Raw genomic sequence first — 21,084 nt, 5'->3', positions numbered from 1 at the left:
TATGCACGGCTTCCAGGGTTTTTCAAAATAATTGAAAAAGGGCGCCTGAATTAATTCAGACGCATTTCATTTTACATACAGTATGGAAATTTTATTTGAAGGTTGGAATGGAAAGAATTTATCCTTCATATTCAGTGCGAAGGGATTTTTTTGAATGTTTGAAAAAGACAATAAGTGCAATGACAAAGAGGGCTATGATTGCTGAAATGTAATAAGTAAATGATGCCCCGACATTAAATAAACCGGTGAAAACAAGCGGACCGATTATTCGCCCTAAATTATCCATTGAGTAGGAGATGCCTGAAGCAAGACCAAATTTACCGCCGGATTCCTTCGTTGTTAAGGAAACGACGCAAGTTCTAGCCAAGGCATTTCCCGCTGTAAAGACGCAAAGTGCAATGCCAGCCATCACTAAGTTAGATGTCATTGTAATGAAAACAAGTCCGATGGCAGTTATAATTTGAGCAGCAAATAACCATTTTGTTTCAGTGCCATCTTTAATTCGCCGGATAATGCCGCCTTGAATACCAGCATCAACAAATCCGCTGAACATGAATAAAGATCCGAGCTGCGCCGGTGTAATATCAATGCGATCGATTTGGAACAGCTGGAAGGTTGCTTCTACACCAGCCAAAATGAATGTAACGAAGAAAGAAAAAGCAAATAAATAACGAATGCGGTATTGGAAAAGTGTAGAAGCGCCTTTTGGAATAAGTTCCCGCTTCGCTGCTTCTCCTTTTCTTTCCGGCTCTTTCAAACCAATGAGAGCAACAACAAAAAGAATGGCAATTAAGGCTGCTGAAGTTGTGAAAGGTAGGTGCAGTTGAATTTCTCCGAGAACCCCACCGACTGCTGGACCAAAGATGAACCCTAAACCAATAGTCATTCCCATAAGGCCCATGTATTTATTTCGATTTTCATTAGTGGAAACGTCGCTAATATATCCTGTAACAGAAGTATACAGAGCTCCGGAGAACAAGCCGCCAATAAATCGTGACAGATATAAAATAAATAAATTGTCGATAAATAAGCTGAAAATAAGGAAACTTAAACTAAAACCAACCAGACCAATTAAGATCAATTGTTTTCTTCCAAATTTATCAGAAATTTCTCCCCAGAAAGGCGCAGTAAAGAAGCTGGCTAGTGCATAGACGGTTAATAATCCGCCCACATGAACATCATTCCACTGGTTTTCGACAACCACTTCCGGCAAAACAGGAATAATGATTCCAAAACCTAAATAAACTAGAAATTGTATCGATAGTAATAAAAATAGATTTTTCATAACCTTCCTACCTATTTTTGTGAATTAGTATGACAAAGTAATTGTAACTTTACCAACGTTTTAAAACAAGTAAATCGTATGTTTGAAAAACAGCTATGTTTATGAACTTGTAATATAATTGAAAAATTTGAACAGAAATAATCATGGTAAAATTACTATTGGGTAAGGTGTACGGAACTTTTTCACTATTTGCACGTTAAAAATATATATATTTAAAGAATAGGTGGGTATGTATGGCGAAGGAAGCTGATTTGAAGAAAATCGCTTTAAAAATGTCAAAATTAGGGGTAACTGCGACGGTAACAAAATCGCGGTTAGAATTGTTGAAAGTTTTAGCACCACCGAAAACAACAGCACAGTATTAAAAAAATTCCCGCAGAGCGGGAATTTCAGACTGTCGACAAACCCCAACTCAAATGCTTCATTTGAGTTGGGGTTTGTCTTTTTTTTGCTCATCAATTTCTAAGATTCTTCTCTTATTTAGGCTGTAAAATCAAAGTCTATGGCTTGTTCAATCTTCCTTACCAAATGATCTTCTGGAACCAATTGATCAAGAGCCACCATTTCCAATTGATTTCGATTATTGTCAGTACGCTTCGATAACATCCTAAATTTCCCCCGTTAACCAAGAATTCTATCCCTATTATACAAAAAAAGCCTGTAGATTTGGCCCCTAGTTAGGGACTTTGTCTACAAGCTGGAGGCTGGGACATAAACAAAAAATTAAAGGGGCAGTTGAAAGAGTTTTGATAAAAAATTGATATAACTAAAAATTGATTGGAGTGACGGGGCGACTCCTGCGGGAACAGCCCGTGTCTCGAGACACCGCAGGAGCGAAGTAATGAGCTCCGAGGAGGCTCGAGCCGGGCCCGCGGAAAGCGTCCCCGGAACGGAAATCAATTTTAATAACATATCAAAAAAACATCATTTTCTCCTTGGAGAAAATGATGTTTTTTTAGATTTGTCCCAGCCTCTTTTATAATTCATCTTCATTTGCAGAGAACATATATTTTCTATAATGGTATTTCATGCTGAAAACAAGGCCGATTGCTAAAGCATTCCCCATGAGCGAACTTCCGCCATAACTGATAAATGGGAGCGGGATGCCGGTAATCGGCAATAATTGTATAGTCATTCCAATGTTTTCGAATACATGGAAGGTAATCATGGCAATGATTCCTGCACATACATATGTACAGAATGGATCTTTTAATGTAAGAGTGATTTTTGTTAAATGATAAATTAACAAAAAGTAAAGACAGATAACAAAACTTGCGCCGATAAAGCCCCATTCTTCGCCTATTACAGAAAAGATGAAATCAGTGTGGTTTTCTGCTACATATACTTCCCGATTCATATACCCTTTGCCGAATATTTCCCCGGAACCAATGGCGTTGAGTGAAGTAATTAAATGGTATCCATCTTTGTCTGCGTATGAATATGGATCGAGCCATGAATAAATTCGTCCTAACTGGTATGATTTCACACCTAAATACTTTGCAAGAAAGTCTTGCATATAGATGGCCATCATTAATATCGTTCCTGCAAGTCCAGCACCACCGGCTAAAATCGGAACAATGATTTTCCATGAAATCCCTGCCACAACAACCAAAGCGACAGTAATGGCTATAAATACTAAGGAAGAACCTAAGTCCGGCTGCTGCATAATTAATGCAAGGGGTACTAATAAAGTTAGACCGATTTTTCCTAGTAATAAAAAGTCCGTTTTGATCGTTTTATTTGGAAATTGTTCGTGATGGGTGCTAATTAATTTGGCCGCTGCGAGAATATAAAATGTTTTCATAAACTCGGAAGGCTGAATACTTCCTATAGGGAGATTATACCAGCTTTTAGCTCCGTTTTTTGGTTCACCAATTTGACCTTGACCTTCAGGCATAAAAATGAGCAATACTAGAAGAAAAATTCCAAAGCCGTATAAATACCAAGACATTTTCTTATATTGCTCTGGTTCAAAATACATGACAAAAGCAATGATGAAGGCACCAATGAAGTACCATTGCAATTGTTTTATAACGAAATTTGTTTCGCCATATTGCCCCGTTGTTTGAGCTGAGGAAATGGCTAATAAACTAATGATTAAAAAAGTGATGAGGATAGCAGCAAGCTTCCAATCGAATCTTTCTGCAAAATTTCTGTTATGTTCCATTTTGTCCACCTATGTTCTATAATATTGCATTTAACAATTTACTTCTATCAATATACTGTATCATATTTTATAATGCATTATCTTAAAAAAGTACAATTCCAGACTTAATATATAAGTTAAAGACGAAGCCAATGTGAAATTGTTTCAAAAAAACATTATAACATCATATAATAAACTTAATGGTTGTGGTAATGGAGAGTGAGTGATTGAATGGCAAAAAAACATAAGACGATTGATGACTATTTATATCATTTATACATACATATGAACGATGTCGATCGGTTTGTTATTTTCAGCGGATTGACTTTGAAACAGTTTATTGGATCTGTTAATTCAATAAAAAATATTTTGCTGTTAAAACAACATTACGATGATGGATTATTTAATATGCATACGCAGCTTGATTATGTCCCGAATGATGAAATAAAAAATTTCGTAAAAAAAATGGATGATTCGGATCGTGATATATGCTGGGTGGATTTTTCGAATGAAAAGCAAATCAATCAATTAACTCCCACGGAACTAGCGGAATTATTATATTTGGGGCATAAGAAAGAACCTGTCACAAGCCCATTTTTTGTGAAGTTACAAAATCGTTATGTATATTGTTCATCTGCAGATGATCAAACGACAAAGATTTACTTTCGCTACTTGGAAGACTTTGAAATGCTTATTTCAAAGCTTATCAATCAAATAATCAAAGAGAACGGCGGCAATGGAGGCTTCTTTCGCAGAAAAGCGAAAGAACGAATTCCGGAAGTAGATGCTGAGGCATTAAGGGTTTATCGCAATTATTTTAAAGAAGGTGCACTTATTTCGGTTTATAAGGTGGAAAAGCCAGAAAATCATTTTGGTGTTGAAATTCGCACACTCTCCGAATACGATTACCCTGATGAAGTATGGAACGATTTAAAAATCATATTAAAACACGATTATGATGAACTGATTAAATTAACGTAACTTCACTGTCTAAGGGTGTCATGACAGGGAGTTTTCTTTTTGTATTCATGAAGTCATTCTTTTCATGATAAACTAGTATTACTTAAAACTTGGAGGTCGAACAATGAAAAAAAGGATCGGATTATTATACGGGGGAAAATCCGCGGAGCATGAAGTTTCGCTTATTACTGCCACTGCGGTGACAAAGGCGATTGATTTCGATAAATATGAAGTGATTCCCATTTATATTACCCTTGAAGGGGAATGGTGCAGAGGCCCTCAGTTGACAAAACCCGCAGAATCAGTTGACGAATTGAAATTTACGAAGAATGTAAGCAATCCAAATTACATTCTTGAGTTTATTTTAGATGAAAATGACAAACAAGCCAAATTTGATGTAATTTTTCCTTTACTTCACGGCACGTATGGAGAAGATGGCACTGTTCAAGGGCTTCTTGAACTGTTGAATCTGCCTTATGTGGGAAATGGGGTGCTTTCTTCTGCTGCTGGAATGGATAAAGTCATCATGAAGCAATTGTTCAGCGTAGCAGGGTTGAATCAAGTACCTTATGTGTATTTTATTCGCTATGAATGGGATCATCAGAAAGAAGCGATGATTTCAAAATGTGAAGAAACATTAACTTATCCAATGTTTGTGAAACCAGCCAATTTAGGTTCCAGTGTTGGAATCAGTAAAGCATCAAATCGGGAAGAATTGGAAAAAGCGATTAATATTGCGTTTAAATATGACCGAAAAGTGGTTGTCGAACAAGGAATTGAAGCCCGGGAAATTGAAATGGCTGTGCTTGGCAATAATGAACCGAAAGTATCCGTTGCTGGAGAAATAAAACCGACAACGGAATTTTATGATTATGAATCCAAATATAAAGATGGATCTACAAAATTAATTATTCCTGCAGACATTTCCCCTCAAGTGGAAGCGAAAATGAAAGATATGGCAATCCGCGCATTTAAAACTCTTGATTGCGCCGGTCTTGTGCGGACGGATTTCTTTGTGCGCGGGGATGAAGTGTTCATTAACGAAGTAAATACAATGCCAGGTTTTACGCCGTATAGCATGTATCCATTGCTTTGGCAAAAGAGCGGGTTAAGCTATCCAGAATTAATTGATAATCTGATTGAACTTGCGATTGAACGGCACAAAGAAAAACAACAACTTCAATTTAATAAAGAATAAGTTGGGATGAATGATGAGAAAAAAAATTCAAGATATTGCAAATTGGTTAAATGTCGATGCTGGAAAATACGGTGACATCTTAGTAACGGGCGTTTCCATTGATACAAGAACCATAAACGAAGGGGAATTATTTATTCCTTTTCGCGGAGAAAAAACGAATGGACATAAGTACGTACCCCAAGCCTTTGAAAAGGGGGCAAGCTGCTCTTTATGGATGAAAGATGAGCCACATCCTCCCAAAGATGTGCCGCTTCTTTTCGTAGATGATTCGGAATCTGCATTGCAGCAAATGGCGCGCAAGTATCGTGAAGAATTGCAAGCATCTTTTATCGGTATTACTGGTTCAAATGGAAAAACGTCATCTAAAGATATTTTGGCGAGCTTGCTTTCTCCTTTTTATAAAGTGCAAAAAACCATAGGCAATTTTAATAATGAATTAGGTTTGCCTCTAACCATTTTATCCCTTGATGAAGATACGGAAATGGCTGTTCTTGAGATGGGAATGAGCGGGTTTGGAGAAATTGAATTTTTGTCAAACCTAGCGAAACCTCATTATGCCATTATTACAAACATTGGGGAAGCCCATATGCAGGAGCTTGGTTCCAGAGAAGGAATCGCAAAGGCGAAATTTGAAATTATAAACGGTTTCGATGCAGAGGGTGTTTTATGTTACGATGGAGATGAACCGTTATTAAGGGATTTAGTAGAAAGAACGCCGCAGTTAAAAACGAAATCATTCGGCTTCCAATCAGGAAACGATTTAACCGTCCGCAAAATTGAAACGACGGAAAAAGGCAGCCGCTTTATCGTAGAAGGGGAATTAAACGGCGAATTTTTCATACCGGTCTTAGGGAAACATCAGGTGAAAAATACATTGGGAGCTATGCTGGTTGCAAAAGCAATTGGATTATCTGAAGAACAAATTCGACAAGGTTTGTCTCAAGTATCTTTAACTGATATGCGAATGCAGCTTGTTCCTTTAGGAGACCTTTTATTTATCAATGATGCCTATAATGCAGCTCCTACATCCATGAAAGCCGCCATTGAATTTCTTCAATCTACGTCAATGAGAAAAGATAAATGGCTTGTATTAGGAGATATGTTGGAACTTGGGGAAAAAGAGCGCGAGTTCCATGAACAACTAGCAAACTATATCGATGAACAAAAAATTTCAAAAATTTGTTTATTCGGCCCTCGCATGGAATGGCTATATCATCGGTTGGCCCCAAAATTTCCGGGGCGGATTTTACACACGAAAGAGGATTACGGAAAAATCATTGATGAGATTAAACAACATGCCACTAAAGATTCTTTAATTTTGTTAAAAGGTTCTCGCGGCATGAAATTAGAAACGGTTTTAAAAGCATTTCAATAAGAATTCAGCAAAAAGTGAAATTCAAGAAGCTCCCATTCTATTAAAATAGAAATGAAGGAAGTTTTTAGTGAATTTCACTTTTTTGTCGGATGGGAGTGGGTTTGATGGCAATTGGCGTTTTAATGCTGCATGGTTTTTCAGGAGGCCCATATGAAATAGAGCCTTTGGCGGAATACATACGAAAGCATACAGATTGGATTGTGGAAACCCCAACTTTTTGCGGCCACGGGGAAAATTTATCGCTAAAAGGAATCACTGGAGAACATTGGCTACATGATGCGGAATTGGCTTATAAAAAGTTGGCGGAAAAAGTGGAGAAAATTTATGTCGTAGGCTTTTCCATGGGGGGAGTCATCGCTTTATATTTAGCCAATCGATACCCTGTTGAAAAATTAGTGCTTCTTAGCGCGGCAGTGAAATATATTGCGCCAAAGCAGCTAGTGATCGAATTGCAAAAGATGGCGAAAGAAGCGGTCGAAGGACATTTGAAAAATAATGAATTATTTAAGCATTATGAGTACAAGCTAAGAAATGTACCGGTTAGTGCGGCAATTCAATTCATGCGAATCGTTCGGCAAGTTGAGCCTTATGTAGGTTCTATTCAAATTCCAACCTTTATTGTACAAGGAAAATGCGATGGCATTGTTCCATATACAACAGCCCAATACTTATATGATAAGCTGCCTACGACAGAAAAATATCTTTATTTTTCTGCATGTGGGAGACACCTTATTTGTTATAGTGATGATTGCAATTCATGGTTTTCGGATGTATTGCAATTTTTAAAAATGTAAAGCATTATCTTTGCATACTTTGTAAGTACCTGTTAGACTAGGGAAAGCAATGGATACATTTTACACTAAGACTCTTCAATAGTGTGAAGAGTGCTTTTTTTTGAATGAATCGGTTTTATTCTATCCGAACATACGAAATGCATAGAATGGAACCGCTCGGCAAAGACCGGGCTTTCCTTTTCATATATTTTATTTAATCGAAAGTTGGAGAATGTTTATTTTGACGCTAGGTTAGCTAAAGCTCGACATTTGCCGGCACTTCATCTGAAAAATGTAACCATTTGTCAACTTAAGAGAAAAAAGGAGATTGAAGAGTTTGACAAATTTTTCAGAATTTAATATTAGTGAATCTACATTGCGTTCATTAAAGCGTATGGGATTTGAAGAGGCAACGCCGATCCAAGAAGGGACAATCAAATATGCTTTAAAAGGCCGGGACATTATTGGTCAAGCACAAACAGGTACCGGCAAAACTGCAGCATTTGGAATTCCCATTATTGAAAAAATCGATACAAAAAATCCTGATATTCAAGCGTTAATTATTGCCCCAACTCGAGAACTTGCCATTCAGGTATCTGAGGAACTTTATAAAATTGGATATGATAAACGAGTAAAAATATTATCGGTTTATGGTGGACAGGATATTGGACGACAAATTCGAGCTTTAAAAAATAAACCGCAAATTATTGTCGGTACGCCAGGTCGTATTATCGACCATATCAACCGACGCACTTTAAAGCTCGACCATGTTCAAACTCTTGTGTTGGATGAAGCCGATGAAATGTTAAATATGGGCTTCATCGATGATATCAATGCGATTTTAGAAAAAGTGCCTGAAAATCGCCAAACATTGTTGTTCTCTGCAACGATGCCGCCAGCAATTCGTAAAATCGCAACGAATTTCATGAAAAATTCAGTAGAAGTAAAAATTAAATCAAAAGAAATGACCGTTGAAAATATTGAACAATATTTTGTGAAAACCCAAGAACGGGAAAAATTCGATATTTTAGCCCGTTTATTGGATGTCCACCAGCCGGAACTGGCCATTGTCTTTGGCCGAACAAAACGCCGCGTGGATGAATTAGCGCAAGCGTTAAACATCCGTGGATATTTGGCGGAAGGAATCCATGGAGACTTAAGCCAATCAAAGCGTTTATCCGTGCTGCGCCAATTTAAAGAGAATAAAATTGATATTCTTGTGGCGACAGATGTAGCGGCTAGAGGATTAGATATTTCAGGTGTTTCCCACGTTTATAACTTCGATATTCCACAAGATCCTGAAAGTTATGTACACCGGATTGGACGTACTGGCCGGGCTGGAAAATCGGGTATTGCCGTAACTTTTGTGACTCCAAGGGAAATGGGTTATTTGCGCATCGTAGAAGAGACAACGAAAAAACGCATTACACCGCTTCGTCCACCAACTCAAGATGAAGCTTTAGCAGGCCAACAAAAATTGGCTGTTGAAAAACTCATTGAAATTGTCCAAGGGAATGATTTAAAAGATTACCGTATTCTTGCTGCAGAACTTCTAGAAGATTATGATGCAGTGGATGTTGTGGCAGCAGCCATTAAATCCTTTACAAAAGAACCGGACGATACGCCGGTTAAAATTACTGAAGAAGCTCCATTGCCAAAACGTAAAGAACGTTCAAGCGAACGTACAAGAGGAGGCCGCGGAGTACGAAAAGAAGGCCGCGGTCGAAGAGAAAAAAGCGGACGACGTAAAGGACGGTAAAACAATAAAAGCAGGAAGGGAAATCCCTTCCTGTTTTTTATACTTTTTGAATGGATTCGATATACTGTTTTCGCAACTGCACTTTTTGGATTTTACCGGATGCTGTTTTAGGCAATTCATCCACAAAAGAAGCGCCTGTAATGGCTTTAAAATGAGCCAATTTAGAACGTGTGAAATCAATTAGTTCTTGTTCTGTTACGCTGTGTCCTTCTTTTACTACTACGATGGCATGAGGAGTTTCTCCCCATTTTTCGTGAGGTACAGCAATCACGGCTGCTTCTTTCACAGCAGGATGTTCATATAATACGCCTTCCACTTCGATGGAAGAAATGTTTTCGCCGCCGCTGATGATGATGTCTTTCTTGCGGTCTGTAATATCGATATAGCCTTTTTCATCGATTGTACCTACATCGCCTGTATGAAGCCAGCCGTCTACGATTGTTTCCAACGTAGCAGTTTCGTTTTTCCAATAGCCTTTCATGACGCCATGGCCCCGAACGATGATTTCACCCATTGTTTTGCCGTCATGAGGTACTTCTTCACCGTTTTCATCCACCACTTTGACTTCCGTGCCGATGAATGGTGTCCCTGCTTTTGCTTTCAAGCGCATTTTTTCTTTTTCCGGCAAATCTAAATATGGAGATAAAATGCGAGAACCTAGGCTAAGCGGCGAAGATTCTGTCATTCCATATACTTGGATGAATTCCCATCCTAAGTCTTTTTCAACACGTTCAACGAAAGCTGGAGGCGGAGCAGAACCAGCGATAACAACTCTTACATTTTTAGGAATTTCCGGTTTGTGTTGATCGTAATATTGCAATAATGTGTTTAAAACAGTCGGCGCCATGTGAATGACTGTGACGTTATATTTTTGAATGGCATCAAAAATTTGGTCAGCTGCCACTTTTCTCAGAGTGACATGAGTGGCACCATTGGCAGTATAGTAGAATGGAGAACCCCATCCGTTTACATGGAACATTGGCAAGACATGCAAATAGACGTCTTGATCCGTTACGCGCAAGAAATGCATGGAGCTTAAAGCATGCAAATAGTTGTTTCGATGAGTAAGGAGTACGCCTTTTGGATTGCCAGTTGTTCCGCTTGTGTATAATAAGCTGCATTCATCGTTTTCATCCAGTTCAACCCGTTCGAAGGATGAACCATCAAAAGAAGCGAGCCATTCATCATAGTTGATTTCATTCGTTTTGTCGTCTTGATTGTGAACAATAATGGTTTTTACACTAGTGAGTTTTGATTTAATCGGCTCAATTAAATGATATAGCTCTTGATCCACAAACAATACTTTTGATTCACTATGATTTAATATAAAAAGATAATCTTCTGGTTTTAAACGAATATTTAAAGGCACCATCACTCCGCCAACTTGATAGATGCCGTAGAAACCCTCAAGCATTTCAATTGTGTTTGGAGCGAGATAAGCTACTTTATCATATTTTTGAATGCCTAATGATTGAAGCCCTCTTGAAAGTTGGTTTACCCGATGATTAAATTCGCGATACGTGTACCGGCGATCCCCTTCATAACCGATGATGGCTTCTTTTTCTCCATATAATGCTACGGCACGATCTAAAAAATGAGTTAAAACTAAAGGTACATTCATTCTACATACACCCCTTTTAGAAACTTTAATTTGATTGTGACCATTTCTGCAAATCGTAGATAGTCTATTATGGTATATATGAATTTAAATACCATAAAAATGAATCGTTTTCAAAGAGAATTTAGAATTTTGAAACAAATTGTTTGGTAATCCGTATAGTATAGTGAGTCATATGAGAGGTGAGGAACATGAGACGAGAACCTGAATATCAAATTCCCCGTAAAGGTTTAACAGTTTGGCGATTATATGGTTTCATTTATACTTTTTTTCTATCCATCATAGCAGGGGTTCTTTGTTTTTTTACATATAAATGGAATTGGTTCCATATTGTTTATTACGTTGCAATTGCTGTGGTGATCATTGTTGGTTTTGCCTTAATTTGGCTTTTTCCAAAAATCCGATGGAATCATTGGCGATATGAGGTAAGGGAACAGGAAATTGAAATTCAAAGCGGCCTTTTCGTTGTAAAAAGAACTTTAATCCCAATGGTGCGTGTGCAGCATGTGGATACTACCCAAGGTCCAATTTTAAAAAAATATGATTTGGCAAATATTGCGATTTCCACAGCCGCTACGACCCATGTGATTCCGATGTTGATTACAGAAGAAGCTGACCGTTTGCGGGCAAGAATTTCTGAATTGGCAAGGGTGGCTGAAGATGATGTATAAAAAATATAAACTTCATCCGGTGTCGGCCGTTATTAATTTTTTAAAAGGCATTAAAGAATTATTGATTCCATTGTTTCTTGTATTGATTGCAAACGGTTTTCATAGTAATGCGGATGAGGCAAATATATGGGAATATATCCCGATGCTCGTTTTTTTGGCAGTCCTCATCTTATACTTAATCTCAGGAATTATAAAATGGCTGACTTTTGTTTATTGGTTTGAAGAGAATGAGCTGAGGGTGGAATATGGGTTATTCGTGAAAAAGAAGCGATATATTCCCTTTGATCGGATCCAAAGCTTCAATTATAAAGAGTCTATCTTTCATCGGTTGTTTGGTCTTGTGGAAGTTTCTGTGGAAACTGCAGGAAGCACAGATGGTAGGCCGGAAGCAGTCTTTACGGCTATTACAAGAGATGCTGCGAACATAATAGAAAAAGAGACGAAAAAAGCAAAGGTTGAACAAAAGCAGGATGATGAAGTGGCGCATTCTGTTTCTTCGGAGGAAGCTCTCCAAGAAGTCCGAGTAATCCATAAAATGTCAACAAAGGATTTAATGCTTCTAGCCACTACTTCTAATAGCATCGGCGTTGTAATTGCAGGGGTAGCGGCATTATTTTCGCAAATTGTAGATGTTATTCCTACTGATTGGATTATGGAAGAGTTGTCGGCAATGATTGAATTTGGCATAATGTTTATCGCTGTTCTTATTTTTATTGCGTTTTTCATTGCTTGGATACTATCAATCATCATTACATTCATTAATTATTATGATTTTACAGTGGTTCAGGAAAATGACCGGATTATTATTACGCGCGGGTTGCTTGAAAGAAAGCGGTTCATCATCCCGATCCATCGCGTTCAAGGAATTAAAATCATCGAAAATCCTTTACGGCAATTAATTCAATGTGCAACGGTTGTCGTTGAAAGCGCCAGTTGGGGATTCGGGAAAGGCGAAACAAATATCCTTTTGTTTCCAATTATATCGAAAAGCGAAATGTTGAACCCGCTAAAGCAGTTGTTTCCGCATTTGACATTTGAACTTGATAGAGAGTTTGTTCGTCCGCCAAGAAAATCTAAACCGCATTTTTATAGAGTGTATATCCTTTGCGCACTTCCAATGGTCGGTTTATGTTCTTATTTCTTTTATCCCTATGGTTTATTGTCCATTTACATTGTATTTCTTATTTACTTTCTAGGATTGTGGCAGTTTCAGACGAATGGCTATCGGATTATAGGAAATCAGTTGATTTTAAGATATCGAGTGATCAATTGTGTGACATTTATTGCTGAAAAGAAACGCATTCAAGTAATCCAAAGAAAACAACATTACTTTCAGAAAAAGAAAAGCATTGCTACAGTTCAGGCTACTGTGATGTCCGGGGCTAGCGGTGCCACGGCAAAAGTAGCTCATTTAAATGAATCGGATGTGGATGAGATTCTTTCGTGGTTTGAACGGAGGAAGGAAATGGAAAAAGAGGATGGGACATAAACAAAAAATGATAGAGGTAGCTGAAAGAGTTTTGATAAAAAATTGATTGGAGTGACGGGGCGAGTTCCTGTCGCGCACGCTTAGTTGCAAAGCAAAGCTTTCCTGCGACGAGCCCTCTCGAGATCACGAGGAGCGAAGGAATGACTCAGAGGCGGGCCTGCGGAAAGCGTCCCCTGAACGGAAATCAATTTTCAATAACATATCAAAAAAACATCATTTTCTCTTTGGAGAAAGTGATGTTTTTTTAGATTTGTCCCAGCCTCTTACATAAATAAATTTTTTTATTGTCCAAATTTAGTGTTATTTCATCCGCCAACGTAATATATTTTTTGGTGAGAAGTAGGCAAGCCCTAACAAGAACCCAGTAAGCAATCCACTAATGTGGGCATAAATGTTAATATTTGGCTGCAAAAAAGTCATAATTAATCCAATGATAATGATTGGCATAATGATTTGCTTCAGCTGCGGCATTGTTTTTCTAGTATAGTAGACAAGTGCTGCATAGGATCCAAAAATACCGTAAATGGCTCCACTCGCACCTACAGTGGCATAATCTCCGGATTGCAAAAGAAATGTTGCAACATTTCCAAATAATCCTGAAAGCAAATAAATGGTGATAAAACGCAACTTACCAGCAATTCTTTCCAACTCCGGGCCGAATAAAAATAATGAAAACATATTAAATAAAACATGAAAGAATCCTGCATGCAAAAAAATAGAAGTAATGACCCTCCACCATTCACCTTCAGCAATCAGCCAATTCACGCTCATCCCTAAGTAAAAAATGGTATTGCCAATCACCGGAATCAATGTGAGCAAATAAATGATTAAATTTAGCGCAATCATCGTTGAAACAACAGGATAATATTTGATATATTGCCTGAAATTCTCTGTGCGAACAAACATAAAATTCACCTCGATTTATAAAATTATTATACATTGTAGTTAAATATTAATAAAAGGAGAACTTCATCATATGATAAAGGGAATCGGACTAGATATAGTAGAAATTGAACGAATCAAAGAATTAATGAATCGCAGCGATAAATTTCATAAGCGTATTTTATCAGAACGGGAGTTGAATATTTTTAAGTCTCTTTCGGATAAAAGAAAATGTGAATTTTTAGCAGGGCGATTTGCAGCAAAGGAAGCTTTCTCCAAAGCTAATGGAACTGGAATAAGGGAGGGATGTGAATTTCATCAAATTGAGATTTTAAACGATGCATTGGGAAAACCGGAACTTTATTTTCATGGCCAAGCTGTCAATGGTTTTGTCAGCATTACCCATTCTAGGGATTATGCTGCAGCTCAAGTGATTCTTATGAGTTCATAATTTTTATTGTTGTCCAAAAGCGATAGCATAAACTTCTATTTCCCCTCATATATTTGTCCTACCTAGTTAGAGTAGAAAGGATGGAGTTTTGAAACAGAAAGTTATCATATTTTTCGTTTTGCTGTTAAGCGTCATTGTACTTGGTGCTTGTGGTAAAGATTCGAAGGAAGAAGTTTTAGAGAAGTTGCATGAAAAATGGGCGGAAGGAAAAGGATATGAATTAGAGGCTACAATGGAAATTAAAACTGGCGATGAGCAAAGGGTGTACGATGTCAATGTATGGCATACGCAGCCTGACTTTTATCGGGTACAAGTGTCTCAACAGGATGAAAATGTAACGCAAATGATTATACGCAATAAAGAAGGCGTGTTTGTTGTTACACCTTCTCTCAAGAAAACGTACAAGTTCCAAAGCGAGTGGCCAAAACAAAACAGCCAGCCATATTTAATTGGGGCATTGGCTGAAGACTTATTGGCAGATGAAAATGTCCAAATGGAGGAAACAGAAAACAGTTACATCTTTACTGCGGCAACAAGAAATAACCATAAGAGCATCATGCCTACACAAAAAGTAACTGTTGATAAGAAAACGCTGCTTCCAAAAGCTGTTTCAATTTTAAATGAAGCTGAAGAAGAACAAATGCTCATTACCTTTAAAAAGATTGATTTAAATGTACAACATAAAGAAAAAGAATATGCAGTGGAACAATTTACAAATGACAAAGAAGAAAATGTAGCAACAGAAGAAAAGGAAAGCACAGATTTCCAAACATATTATCCTGTGTTGGCTTGGGATAACACTACTTTAGTGGATGAAAAAAGAATTGAAAATGAAGATGGCGTACAACGGGTGATTTTAACTTTTGAAGGGGATAAGTCCTTCACATTAGTACAAGAACCTATTGAATTAGGAGAAACTTCAACAATTCCAGTGTTCCAACCTGGAGAATTATTAGATTTAGGATTCACAATCGGTGCAATCACAGATCATTCCATCAGTTTTGAAAAAGATGGCGTTTCTTTCTTCATTGCTTCCAATGATTTAACACAAGACGAAATGATTGAAGTGGCAGCTTCCATTACGGCAGGTAGTCTGAAGTAATATCGTTGCTTTGTTGGACGGAGTTTTTTACAATACAAGAAGAAAACCCATAGAAGTTTTAGGGTTAAAAAATGAAAAAGAGGGAAAACTAACAAATGCGTACCAATAAGCACTTCCGTCCAACAAAAGCAATCATTGATTTAAATGCAATTAAATACAATGTTTCTCAATTGAAAAAACATATTCAACCCAATGTGAAAATTATAGCAGTGGTAAAGGCGAATGCTTATGGACATGGAGATGTCGAAGTTGCGAAGGCAGCTCTTGAAGCAGGAGCCAGCATGCTTGCTGTCGCTACTCCAGAAGAAGCGCTTCATGTTCGTAAGCATTTACCTGAACCTGAAATTTTAGTATTAGGCTATTCGCCAACTTCCTTTGCAGAATATGCAGCGAATGAAAATATTACATTAGCCGTATATTCATATGATTGGGTTGAAGAAGCTGAAAAAATCTGTAGTAAGCCATTAAAACTACATATTAAAGTTGATACTGGAATGCATCGCATAGGAGTAACAACCGAAAAACAATTGCGCTCACTGTATGAAAAAATTAAACTCTCTGATCATTTGATTTTCGATGGAATTTTTACTCACTTTGCAACGGCTGATGAAGAAGAGGATGCTTATTTCAAAAAACAAGTGGATAAATTTGAACAATTTTTAAAAGCCTTGCCTGAAAAACCAAGACTTGTGCATGTTGCAAATACTGCAACAGCGTTAATCAAAGATGCACGGTTACAATATGATGCAGTACGTTTCGGCATATCCATGTATGGTTTGGCACCTTCCGAATATGTCAAAGGGAAACTGCCTTATCCACTAAAACCTGCTTTTTCATTAGAAACGGAATTAGTTGCCATTAAACAAATTGAGCCAGGTGAGTCTGTCGGTTACGGTGCTGCTTTTACCGCAGAAAAACCGACTTATATTGGTACACTGCCAATTGGCTATGCAGATGGATTAATTAGGAAATTTAGCGGACAGGATGTTTTAATTGATGGGAAAAGAGTTCCTATTGTGGGCAGAATTTGTATGGACCAATGTATGATTGCTTTACCTACTGCATATAATATAGGTGAAAAAGTTGTATTAATTGGAAAACAAAAAGATGAAGAAATTACGATTGATGAGTGGGCTGCCAAAGTAGGTACTATTAACTACGAAGTTCCTTGCATCATCACCTCTAGAGTACCCAGAATCTACAATATTTAAGAATAAAATTCGACAAAAAACCTCAACAAAAACGATGGAAAACCAATAATTTGTAACATCTTGTCTTTTCTTCTCTATTTGCGAATGTTAGAATGAGAGAGAGTGATGAGATTAGGTTTGTGGTTTTTGTGGAGGTGCTTATTGTGTACGCAAAGAGAGTGAATGATGCAAAGGAAAAAATGGTGGCTCTTCCTCACGGATTGATGAAAGTTTGCGGTGTAGAGAACGAAAACAAAGAGGTAATTGTTTATGTTTCTAAACGCAGAGAGGTTGCTTGTAAACCAAATCAAATACGGGAGGCTTTAATCAAAGGGTATGTAGAAATGGCGCAAATTAATTTGTCGATTTCTTGCGAATGTCTACATGCCGAGTATGAAGCAGAGCATACAGTGGAGCGTCTCGTAAGCGGGGGATGACATTATTGATTGTAAAACGTGGGGACGTTTTCTTTGCAGATTTGTCACCTGTAGTTGGTTCTGAACAAGGTGGCACTAGGCCTGTTTTGATTATCCAAAATGACATTGGTAATCGATTCAGTCCAACGGTTATTATTGCAGCAATAACTGCACAAATTCAAAAAGCGAAATTACCAACTCACGTCGAAATCGATGCAAAAAAGTACGGTTTTGAACGTGATTCGGTAATTTTGCTTGAGCAATTGCGTACGATTGATAAGTCCAGATTAACAGATCGAATAACCCATTTAGACGATGAGTTGATGGAAAAAGTCGACATTGCTTTAGAAATTAGTCTAGGGTTAATTAAATTTTGAATACATAAGAAAGGGTTTTGCTGATAAAGCATAAATTGCTTTATCAGCTTTTTTTGAAGAAAAACAATACGTTATTCAGAAATTAATTTTTATTAGGTGATTAGGACGATTAGATACATAAATAGTCACCATGTCCCTATTAGGAATTCAATATAATTTATGTCATTGATGGAAAGTTATTCAATGGGTTATATTAAATACATACTATCATTTGTTTTATATATTTTCTCTACATAATAATTTTTCTATGAATCGTACACGCAAGGGAAATTCATTGGGGGTGTAAAAGATGTGCAATCACCCGACAGTAAAAATTGTGACAGAGCTGGATATTGTTGCAGCACGTCAATTAACCAGAGATATGGCGAAAGAAATTGGATTTGGAGTAGTCGATCAAGCAAGAATAGCTACAGCAACAAGCGAATTGGCAAAGAATATATATTTATATGCCACCACAGGCGAAATCATTGTTCAGAAAATAGAAAAAGATGGGCAAAAGGGAATTGCCATCACTGCAATAGATAATGGACCGGGCATTGAAAATCCCCATAAAATTTTGGAAGAAGGCTATACAAAATCCAGTGCGCAAGTTGCCGGAATAAAAGGTGTAAAGCGATTAATGGATTCGATCCAAATCAATTCGGTGCTAGGAAAAGGAACTGTGATCAGGGCTGAAAAGTGGCTGAAATAGGGAGTGTATGCTTCTTGAAGGAATTAAAAGTTCAATACGAAAAAGTGTTGTCGGATTATTTATTAAATCAAAATGAAAGCAATTTATATATTGGTCAAAATCTTGTGCGAGAATTGATGCGAAGCAATGTTTCACCTGAAGATTTAGTAAGTATTCATAAACAGTCGCTCGAAAATATTGTTCCTAATCTTCCTGAATCGGTTTTGAATTCATTTGATTTTTTGATTGAAGTAATGGTTCATTTTGGTTTGAAGTTGAAAGAACATCAAAGTTTAATATTAAAGCAAGAAGAAATACGAATTGAAATTGAGTTTGCTGCAAAAATTCTAAATTTATTGCTTGAAACCAAAATTCCCAAACCTATTGGACTTGATATTGGAATGGTTTCTGTACCTGTTCGGAAAATGAATGGAGATTATGTTCATTTTATGCATGATGATGGAAATTATTTAAGTGTTGCGGTTACAGATGTAGTAGGAAAAGGGGTGCCAGCAGCACTTTGCATGTCCATGGTGAAATATGGCTTGGATACATTGGAGTATGCCAATAACAATCCATCCTATGTATTGGAAGTGTTAAACCGCATCATTGAAAAAAGCGTTGATGATAGCATGTTTGTATCGATGTTTTATGGACGATATGATTTAGCTAATGATATATTTACCTATGGTTCGGCAGGGCATGAACCTGCCCTTTACTTTAATTCAAAGGAGCAAACATTCATAGACTTGGATTCAAAAGGATTGTTATTGGGGGTATTGCCGGGAATCAAATATTCACAAAAGGATATTCAACTGTCGGAAAATGATTTTATCATCATGTTTACAGATGGAGTGACAGAATTTCGGAATTATATAGAAAAATTTGATTCCCGTACATATATAAAAGAATTAGCGAAATCATTAAAACATTTCAGCGCTCAAGAGATGTGTGATAAAATATTTGAAAATTTAAATAAATTAAACAATTACCAATTAGAGGATGATTTTACAATTGTCATTCTCAAAAAATATTAAAAAGTAATATCAACATAGGTTTAACTAAGATGTTTTTTGGGAAAGGTACTATAGTCAATTTGGAGGTGTCCTGAATGAATGTCAATGTACAGTTTCGGGAAGAAGAAAATCAAATATATGGAATCATCGAGGGGGAACTTGATACTTTTACAGCTCCTATTTTAAAGGAGGAGCTTGATGAACTTTCAATTAAAGAAAATATGAATGTGGAGTTGGATTTATCGAGAGTTACCTATATGGATAGCACAGGACTAGGGGTCTTCGTTGCATTTTATAAGAAAGTATTAAAAGAAAATGCAAATTTGAAATTGGTACGCCTATCTAGTCGCTTAGCGAGGCTTTTTGACATCACAGGGCTAAGTGAATTAATGGACATAGAAACTGACAAAAAGGTGGAACCTGCCAATGAATGTATTTGACTATGTAGAAATTCGAATACCTGCTAAACCGCAATATGTAAGCGTCATTCGTTTATCAATTTCCGGATTGGCTACTCGATTAGGATTTCTATACGATGAAATAGAAGATATGAAAATTGCGGTAAGTGAAGCGGTGACCAATGTCGTACAGCACGCCTATCAAGGGACTGATGAAGGGGAAGTGGTCATCGGTTGCGCATTATATAAAGAAAAAATGGAAATTATGGTTTCCGATTATGGAAACGGATTTAACTTTGAAGAGATTAAATCCAAAATTGGTCCTTATCGGGAGGATGAAAATATTACAAGTCTGCGAGAAGGCGGACTTGGGTTTTATCTAATGGAAACTTTAATGGACGAGGTGAGAGTGAACAATGAAGGTGGAGTTACTGTTTTCATGACGAAATATGTCGCAAGAGAGCAGGTGAATAAGAATGTCCACAAAATCCCAATTACTTAGGCCGGAAGAAGAAATAAATTCTGCAATTCTTGAGTATCAAAAAACCGAAGATGAAGAGCTTCTCACAAAGATTGTTCTTTACTATGAGAACTTAGTAGAATCAATCGCGAAAAAATATTCCTATGGCAAATCCCTTTATGACGATGTCTTTCAAGTAGGAATGTTAGGCTTATTGGGAGCAATCAAACGTTACGATTCTTCTATTGGCAAGAAGTTTGAAGCTTTTGCTGTTCCAACAATCATTGGAGAAATCAAACGTTTTTTGCGGGATAAAACTTGGGATGTACACGTTCCACGACGCATAAAAGAATTAGGCCCAAAGATAAAATCCGCAGTAGAACACTTAACAATTCAATTGCAACATTCTCCATCCATTCCTGAAATTGCAGAATACTTAGGAGTGGAAGTGGAAGAAGTATTGGAAGCAATGGAAATCGGTAAAAATTATCAAGCTTTATCAATTGACCATTCTATTGAATCAGACGCAGATGGAAGCTCAGTAACATTGTTAGAAATGCTTGGACAAGAAGACGATGGATATGAGCTAACCAATAAAAGAATTATTTTCTCTGAAATTATTAATGTATTATCTGAGAGAGAAAGAAAAATCATCCAACTTACCTTTTTGGAACAATTAAGCCAAAAAGAGGCTGGGGAAATGTTAGGAATTTCTCAAATGCATGTGTCTCGTATTCAAAGAAAGGCAATTGAAAAATTAAAAAGTGCTATTTCGGCTAATAGTGGTGTTTCAATTTAATAGATAAATAAATCAATTTGTGGACAAGCCTGCTTATTTGTTTTTAGAG

At 37.1% G+C, this 21,084-nt stretch carries 23 protein-coding genes; 18 read left to right on the top strand and 5 right to left on the bottom strand.

Going from position 1 to position 21,084, the window contains the following annotated elements; all coding sequences use genetic code 11:
* Positions 1-118: 118 nt before the first annotated feature.
* Complete coding sequence (locus tag DKZ56_RS00950; RefSeq protein WP_208650869.1) at positions 119-1,285, bottom strand: MFS transporter; 1,167 nt, start codon at positions 1,283-1,285, stop codon at positions 119-121.
* A 233-nt stretch (positions 1,286-1,518) separates the two neighbouring features.
* Here DKZ56_RS00950 and DKZ56_RS15660 point away from each other — a divergent pair, with 233 nt between their 5' ends.
* On the top strand, positions 1,519-1,650 hold the full coding sequence (locus DKZ56_RS15660) for an Lmo0850 family protein (protein WP_281275670.1): 132 nt from the start codon (positions 1,519-1,521) through the stop codon (positions 1,648-1,650).
* Between the two features lie 115 nt (positions 1,651-1,765).
* On the opposite strand, the gene DKZ56_RS15655 is transcribed toward DKZ56_RS15660, so the two are convergent.
* A complete protein-coding gene (locus tag DKZ56_RS15655; RefSeq protein WP_281275705.1) occupies positions 1,766-1,891 on the bottom strand; it encodes a hypothetical protein in 126 nt (41 codons plus the stop codon).
* A 370-nt stretch (positions 1,892-2,261) separates the two neighbouring features.
* Positions 2,262-3,452, bottom strand: a complete 1,191-nt coding sequence (locus DKZ56_RS00945) for an FtsW/RodA/SpoVE family cell cycle protein (protein ID WP_208650868.1) — start codon at positions 3,450-3,452, stop codon at positions 2,262-2,264.
* A gap of 210 nt (positions 3,453-3,662) precedes the next feature.
* On the opposite strand from DKZ56_RS00945, the gene DKZ56_RS00940 reads away from it, so the two are divergent.
* The 5 genes from DKZ56_RS00940 to cshA all read left to right on the top strand — a co-directional run bounded on the left by DKZ56_RS00940 (position 3,663) and on the right by cshA (position 9,496).
* Positions 3,663-4,412: a hypothetical protein gene (locus DKZ56_RS00940; protein WP_208650867.1), complete on the top strand. Its 750-nt coding sequence runs from the start codon at positions 3,663-3,665 to the stop codon at positions 4,410-4,412.
* A 103-nt stretch (positions 4,413-4,515) separates the two neighbouring features.
* Positions 4,516-5,589: a D-alanine--D-alanine ligase gene (locus DKZ56_RS00935; RefSeq protein ID WP_208650866.1), complete on the top strand. Its 1,074-nt coding sequence runs from the start codon at positions 4,516-4,518 to the stop codon at positions 5,587-5,589.
* Positions 5,590-5,602: 13 nt separating this feature from the next.
* A complete protein-coding gene (locus tag DKZ56_RS00930; RefSeq protein ID WP_208650865.1) occupies positions 5,603-6,964 on the top strand; it encodes a UDP-N-acetylmuramoyl-tripeptide--D-alanyl-D-alanine ligase in 1,362 nt (453 codons plus the stop codon).
* Between the two features lie 104 nt (positions 6,965-7,068).
* Positions 7,069-7,758 carry an alpha/beta hydrolase gene (locus DKZ56_RS00925; protein ID WP_208650864.1) on the top strand — a complete coding sequence of 230 codons (690 nt, stop codon included), beginning with the start codon at positions 7,069-7,071 and terminating at the stop codon, positions 7,756-7,758.
* A 316-nt stretch (positions 7,759-8,074) separates the two neighbouring features.
* Positions 8,075-9,496, top strand: a complete 1,422-nt coding sequence (cshA, locus tag DKZ56_RS00920) for a degradosome RNA helicase CshA (protein WP_208650863.1) — start codon at positions 8,075-8,077, stop codon at positions 9,494-9,496.
* A gap of 37 nt (positions 9,497-9,533) precedes the next feature.
* Here cshA and DKZ56_RS00915 read toward each other — a convergent pair whose 3' ends face one another.
* Positions 9,534-11,117 carry a long-chain-fatty-acid--CoA ligase gene (locus DKZ56_RS00915; protein ID WP_208650862.1) on the bottom strand — a complete coding sequence of 528 codons (1,584 nt, stop codon included), beginning with the start codon at positions 11,115-11,117 and terminating at the stop codon, positions 9,534-9,536.
* Positions 11,118-11,305: 188 nt separating this feature from the next.
* Here DKZ56_RS00915 and DKZ56_RS00910 point away from each other — a divergent pair, with 188 nt between their 5' ends.
* Together DKZ56_RS00910 and DKZ56_RS00905 are read left to right on the top strand one after the other, a co-directional pair.
* On the top strand, positions 11,306-11,785 hold the full coding sequence (locus tag DKZ56_RS00910; protein ID WP_208650861.1) for a PH domain-containing protein: 480 nt from the start codon (positions 11,306-11,308) through the stop codon (positions 11,783-11,785).
* The gene (locus DKZ56_RS00905) at positions 11,775-13,274 is read left to right on the top strand and encodes a PH domain-containing protein (protein WP_208650860.1); all 1,500 of its coding nucleotides are present in this window, start codon (positions 11,775-11,777) and stop codon (positions 13,272-13,274) included. Before DKZ56_RS00910 ends, DKZ56_RS00905 begins: the two co-directional genes overlap by 11 nt.
* 300 nt (positions 13,275-13,574) lie before the next feature.
* Here the strand turns inward: DKZ56_RS00905 and DKZ56_RS00900 are convergent, their stop codons facing one another.
* On the bottom strand, positions 13,575-14,180 hold the full coding sequence (locus DKZ56_RS00900; protein WP_208650859.1) for a rhomboid family intramembrane serine protease: 606 nt from the start codon (positions 14,178-14,180) through the stop codon (positions 13,575-13,577).
* Positions 14,181-14,250: 70 nt separating this feature from the next.
* On the opposite strand from DKZ56_RS00900, the gene acpS reads away from it, so the two are divergent.
* From acpS to sigB, 10 genes are all read left to right on the top strand, one after another.
* Positions 14,251-14,607 carry a holo-ACP synthase gene (acpS, locus tag DKZ56_RS00895; RefSeq protein ID WP_208650858.1) on the top strand — a complete coding sequence of 119 codons (357 nt, stop codon included), beginning with the start codon at positions 14,251-14,253 and terminating at the stop codon, positions 14,605-14,607.
* Positions 14,608-14,695: 88 nt separating this feature from the next.
* On the top strand, positions 14,696-15,709 hold the full coding sequence (locus DKZ56_RS00890) for a LolA family protein (protein WP_208650857.1): 1,014 nt from the start codon (positions 14,696-14,698) through the stop codon (positions 15,707-15,709).
* A gap of 95 nt (positions 15,710-15,804) precedes the next feature.
* Positions 15,805-16,920, top strand: coding sequence for an alanine racemase (gene alr, locus DKZ56_RS00885; protein WP_208650856.1), 1,116 nt, complete (start codon positions 15,805-15,807; stop codon positions 16,918-16,920).
* Positions 16,921-17,099: 179 nt separating this feature from the next.
* Entirely contained in the window at positions 17,100-17,336 is a 237-nt protein-coding gene (locus tag DKZ56_RS00880; RefSeq protein ID WP_208652114.1) for a hypothetical protein, read from the top strand.
* A 5-nt stretch (positions 17,337-17,341) separates the two neighbouring features.
* Positions 17,342-17,692: a type II toxin-antitoxin system PemK/MazF family toxin gene (locus tag DKZ56_RS00875; RefSeq protein WP_096549791.1), complete on the top strand. Its 351-nt coding sequence runs from the start codon at positions 17,342-17,344 to the stop codon at positions 17,690-17,692.
* A 289-nt stretch (positions 17,693-17,981) separates the two neighbouring features.
* A complete protein-coding gene (locus tag DKZ56_RS00870; RefSeq protein WP_208650855.1) occupies positions 17,982-18,383 on the top strand; it encodes an anti-sigma regulatory factor in 402 nt (133 codons plus the stop codon).
* Positions 18,384-18,397: 14 nt separating this feature from the next.
* A complete protein-coding gene (locus tag DKZ56_RS00865; protein ID WP_208650854.1) occupies positions 18,398-19,399 on the top strand; it encodes a PP2C family protein-serine/threonine phosphatase in 1,002 nt (333 codons plus the stop codon).
* A 74-nt stretch (positions 19,400-19,473) separates the two neighbouring features.
* Positions 19,474-19,818 (top strand): STAS domain-containing protein, encoded by a 345-nt coding sequence (locus tag DKZ56_RS00860; protein WP_208650853.1) that lies wholly within the window; start codon positions 19,474-19,476, stop codon positions 19,816-19,818.
* Entirely contained in the window at positions 19,805-20,278 is a 474-nt protein-coding gene (gene rsbW / locus DKZ56_RS00855; RefSeq protein WP_208650852.1) for an anti-sigma B factor RsbW, read from the top strand. The genes DKZ56_RS00860 and rsbW overlap by 14 nt, the downstream gene beginning before the upstream one ends.
* Positions 20,253-21,035, top strand: a complete 783-nt coding sequence (sigB, locus tag DKZ56_RS00850) for an RNA polymerase sigma factor SigB (RefSeq protein WP_208650851.1) — start codon at positions 20,253-20,255, stop codon at positions 21,033-21,035. The genes rsbW and sigB overlap by 26 nt, the downstream gene beginning before the upstream one ends.
* Positions 21,036-21,084: the final 49 nt, after the last annotated feature.

The sequence above is a fragment of the Ureibacillus thermophilus genome (assembly GCF_004331915.1).
Classification (GTDB): domain Bacteria; phylum Bacillota; class Bacilli; order Bacillales_A; family Planococcaceae; genus Ureibacillus; species Ureibacillus thermophilus.
The sequence above is the reverse complement of the archived record's forward strand: the minus strand, read 5'-3'. Positions and strand labels throughout refer to the sequence as shown.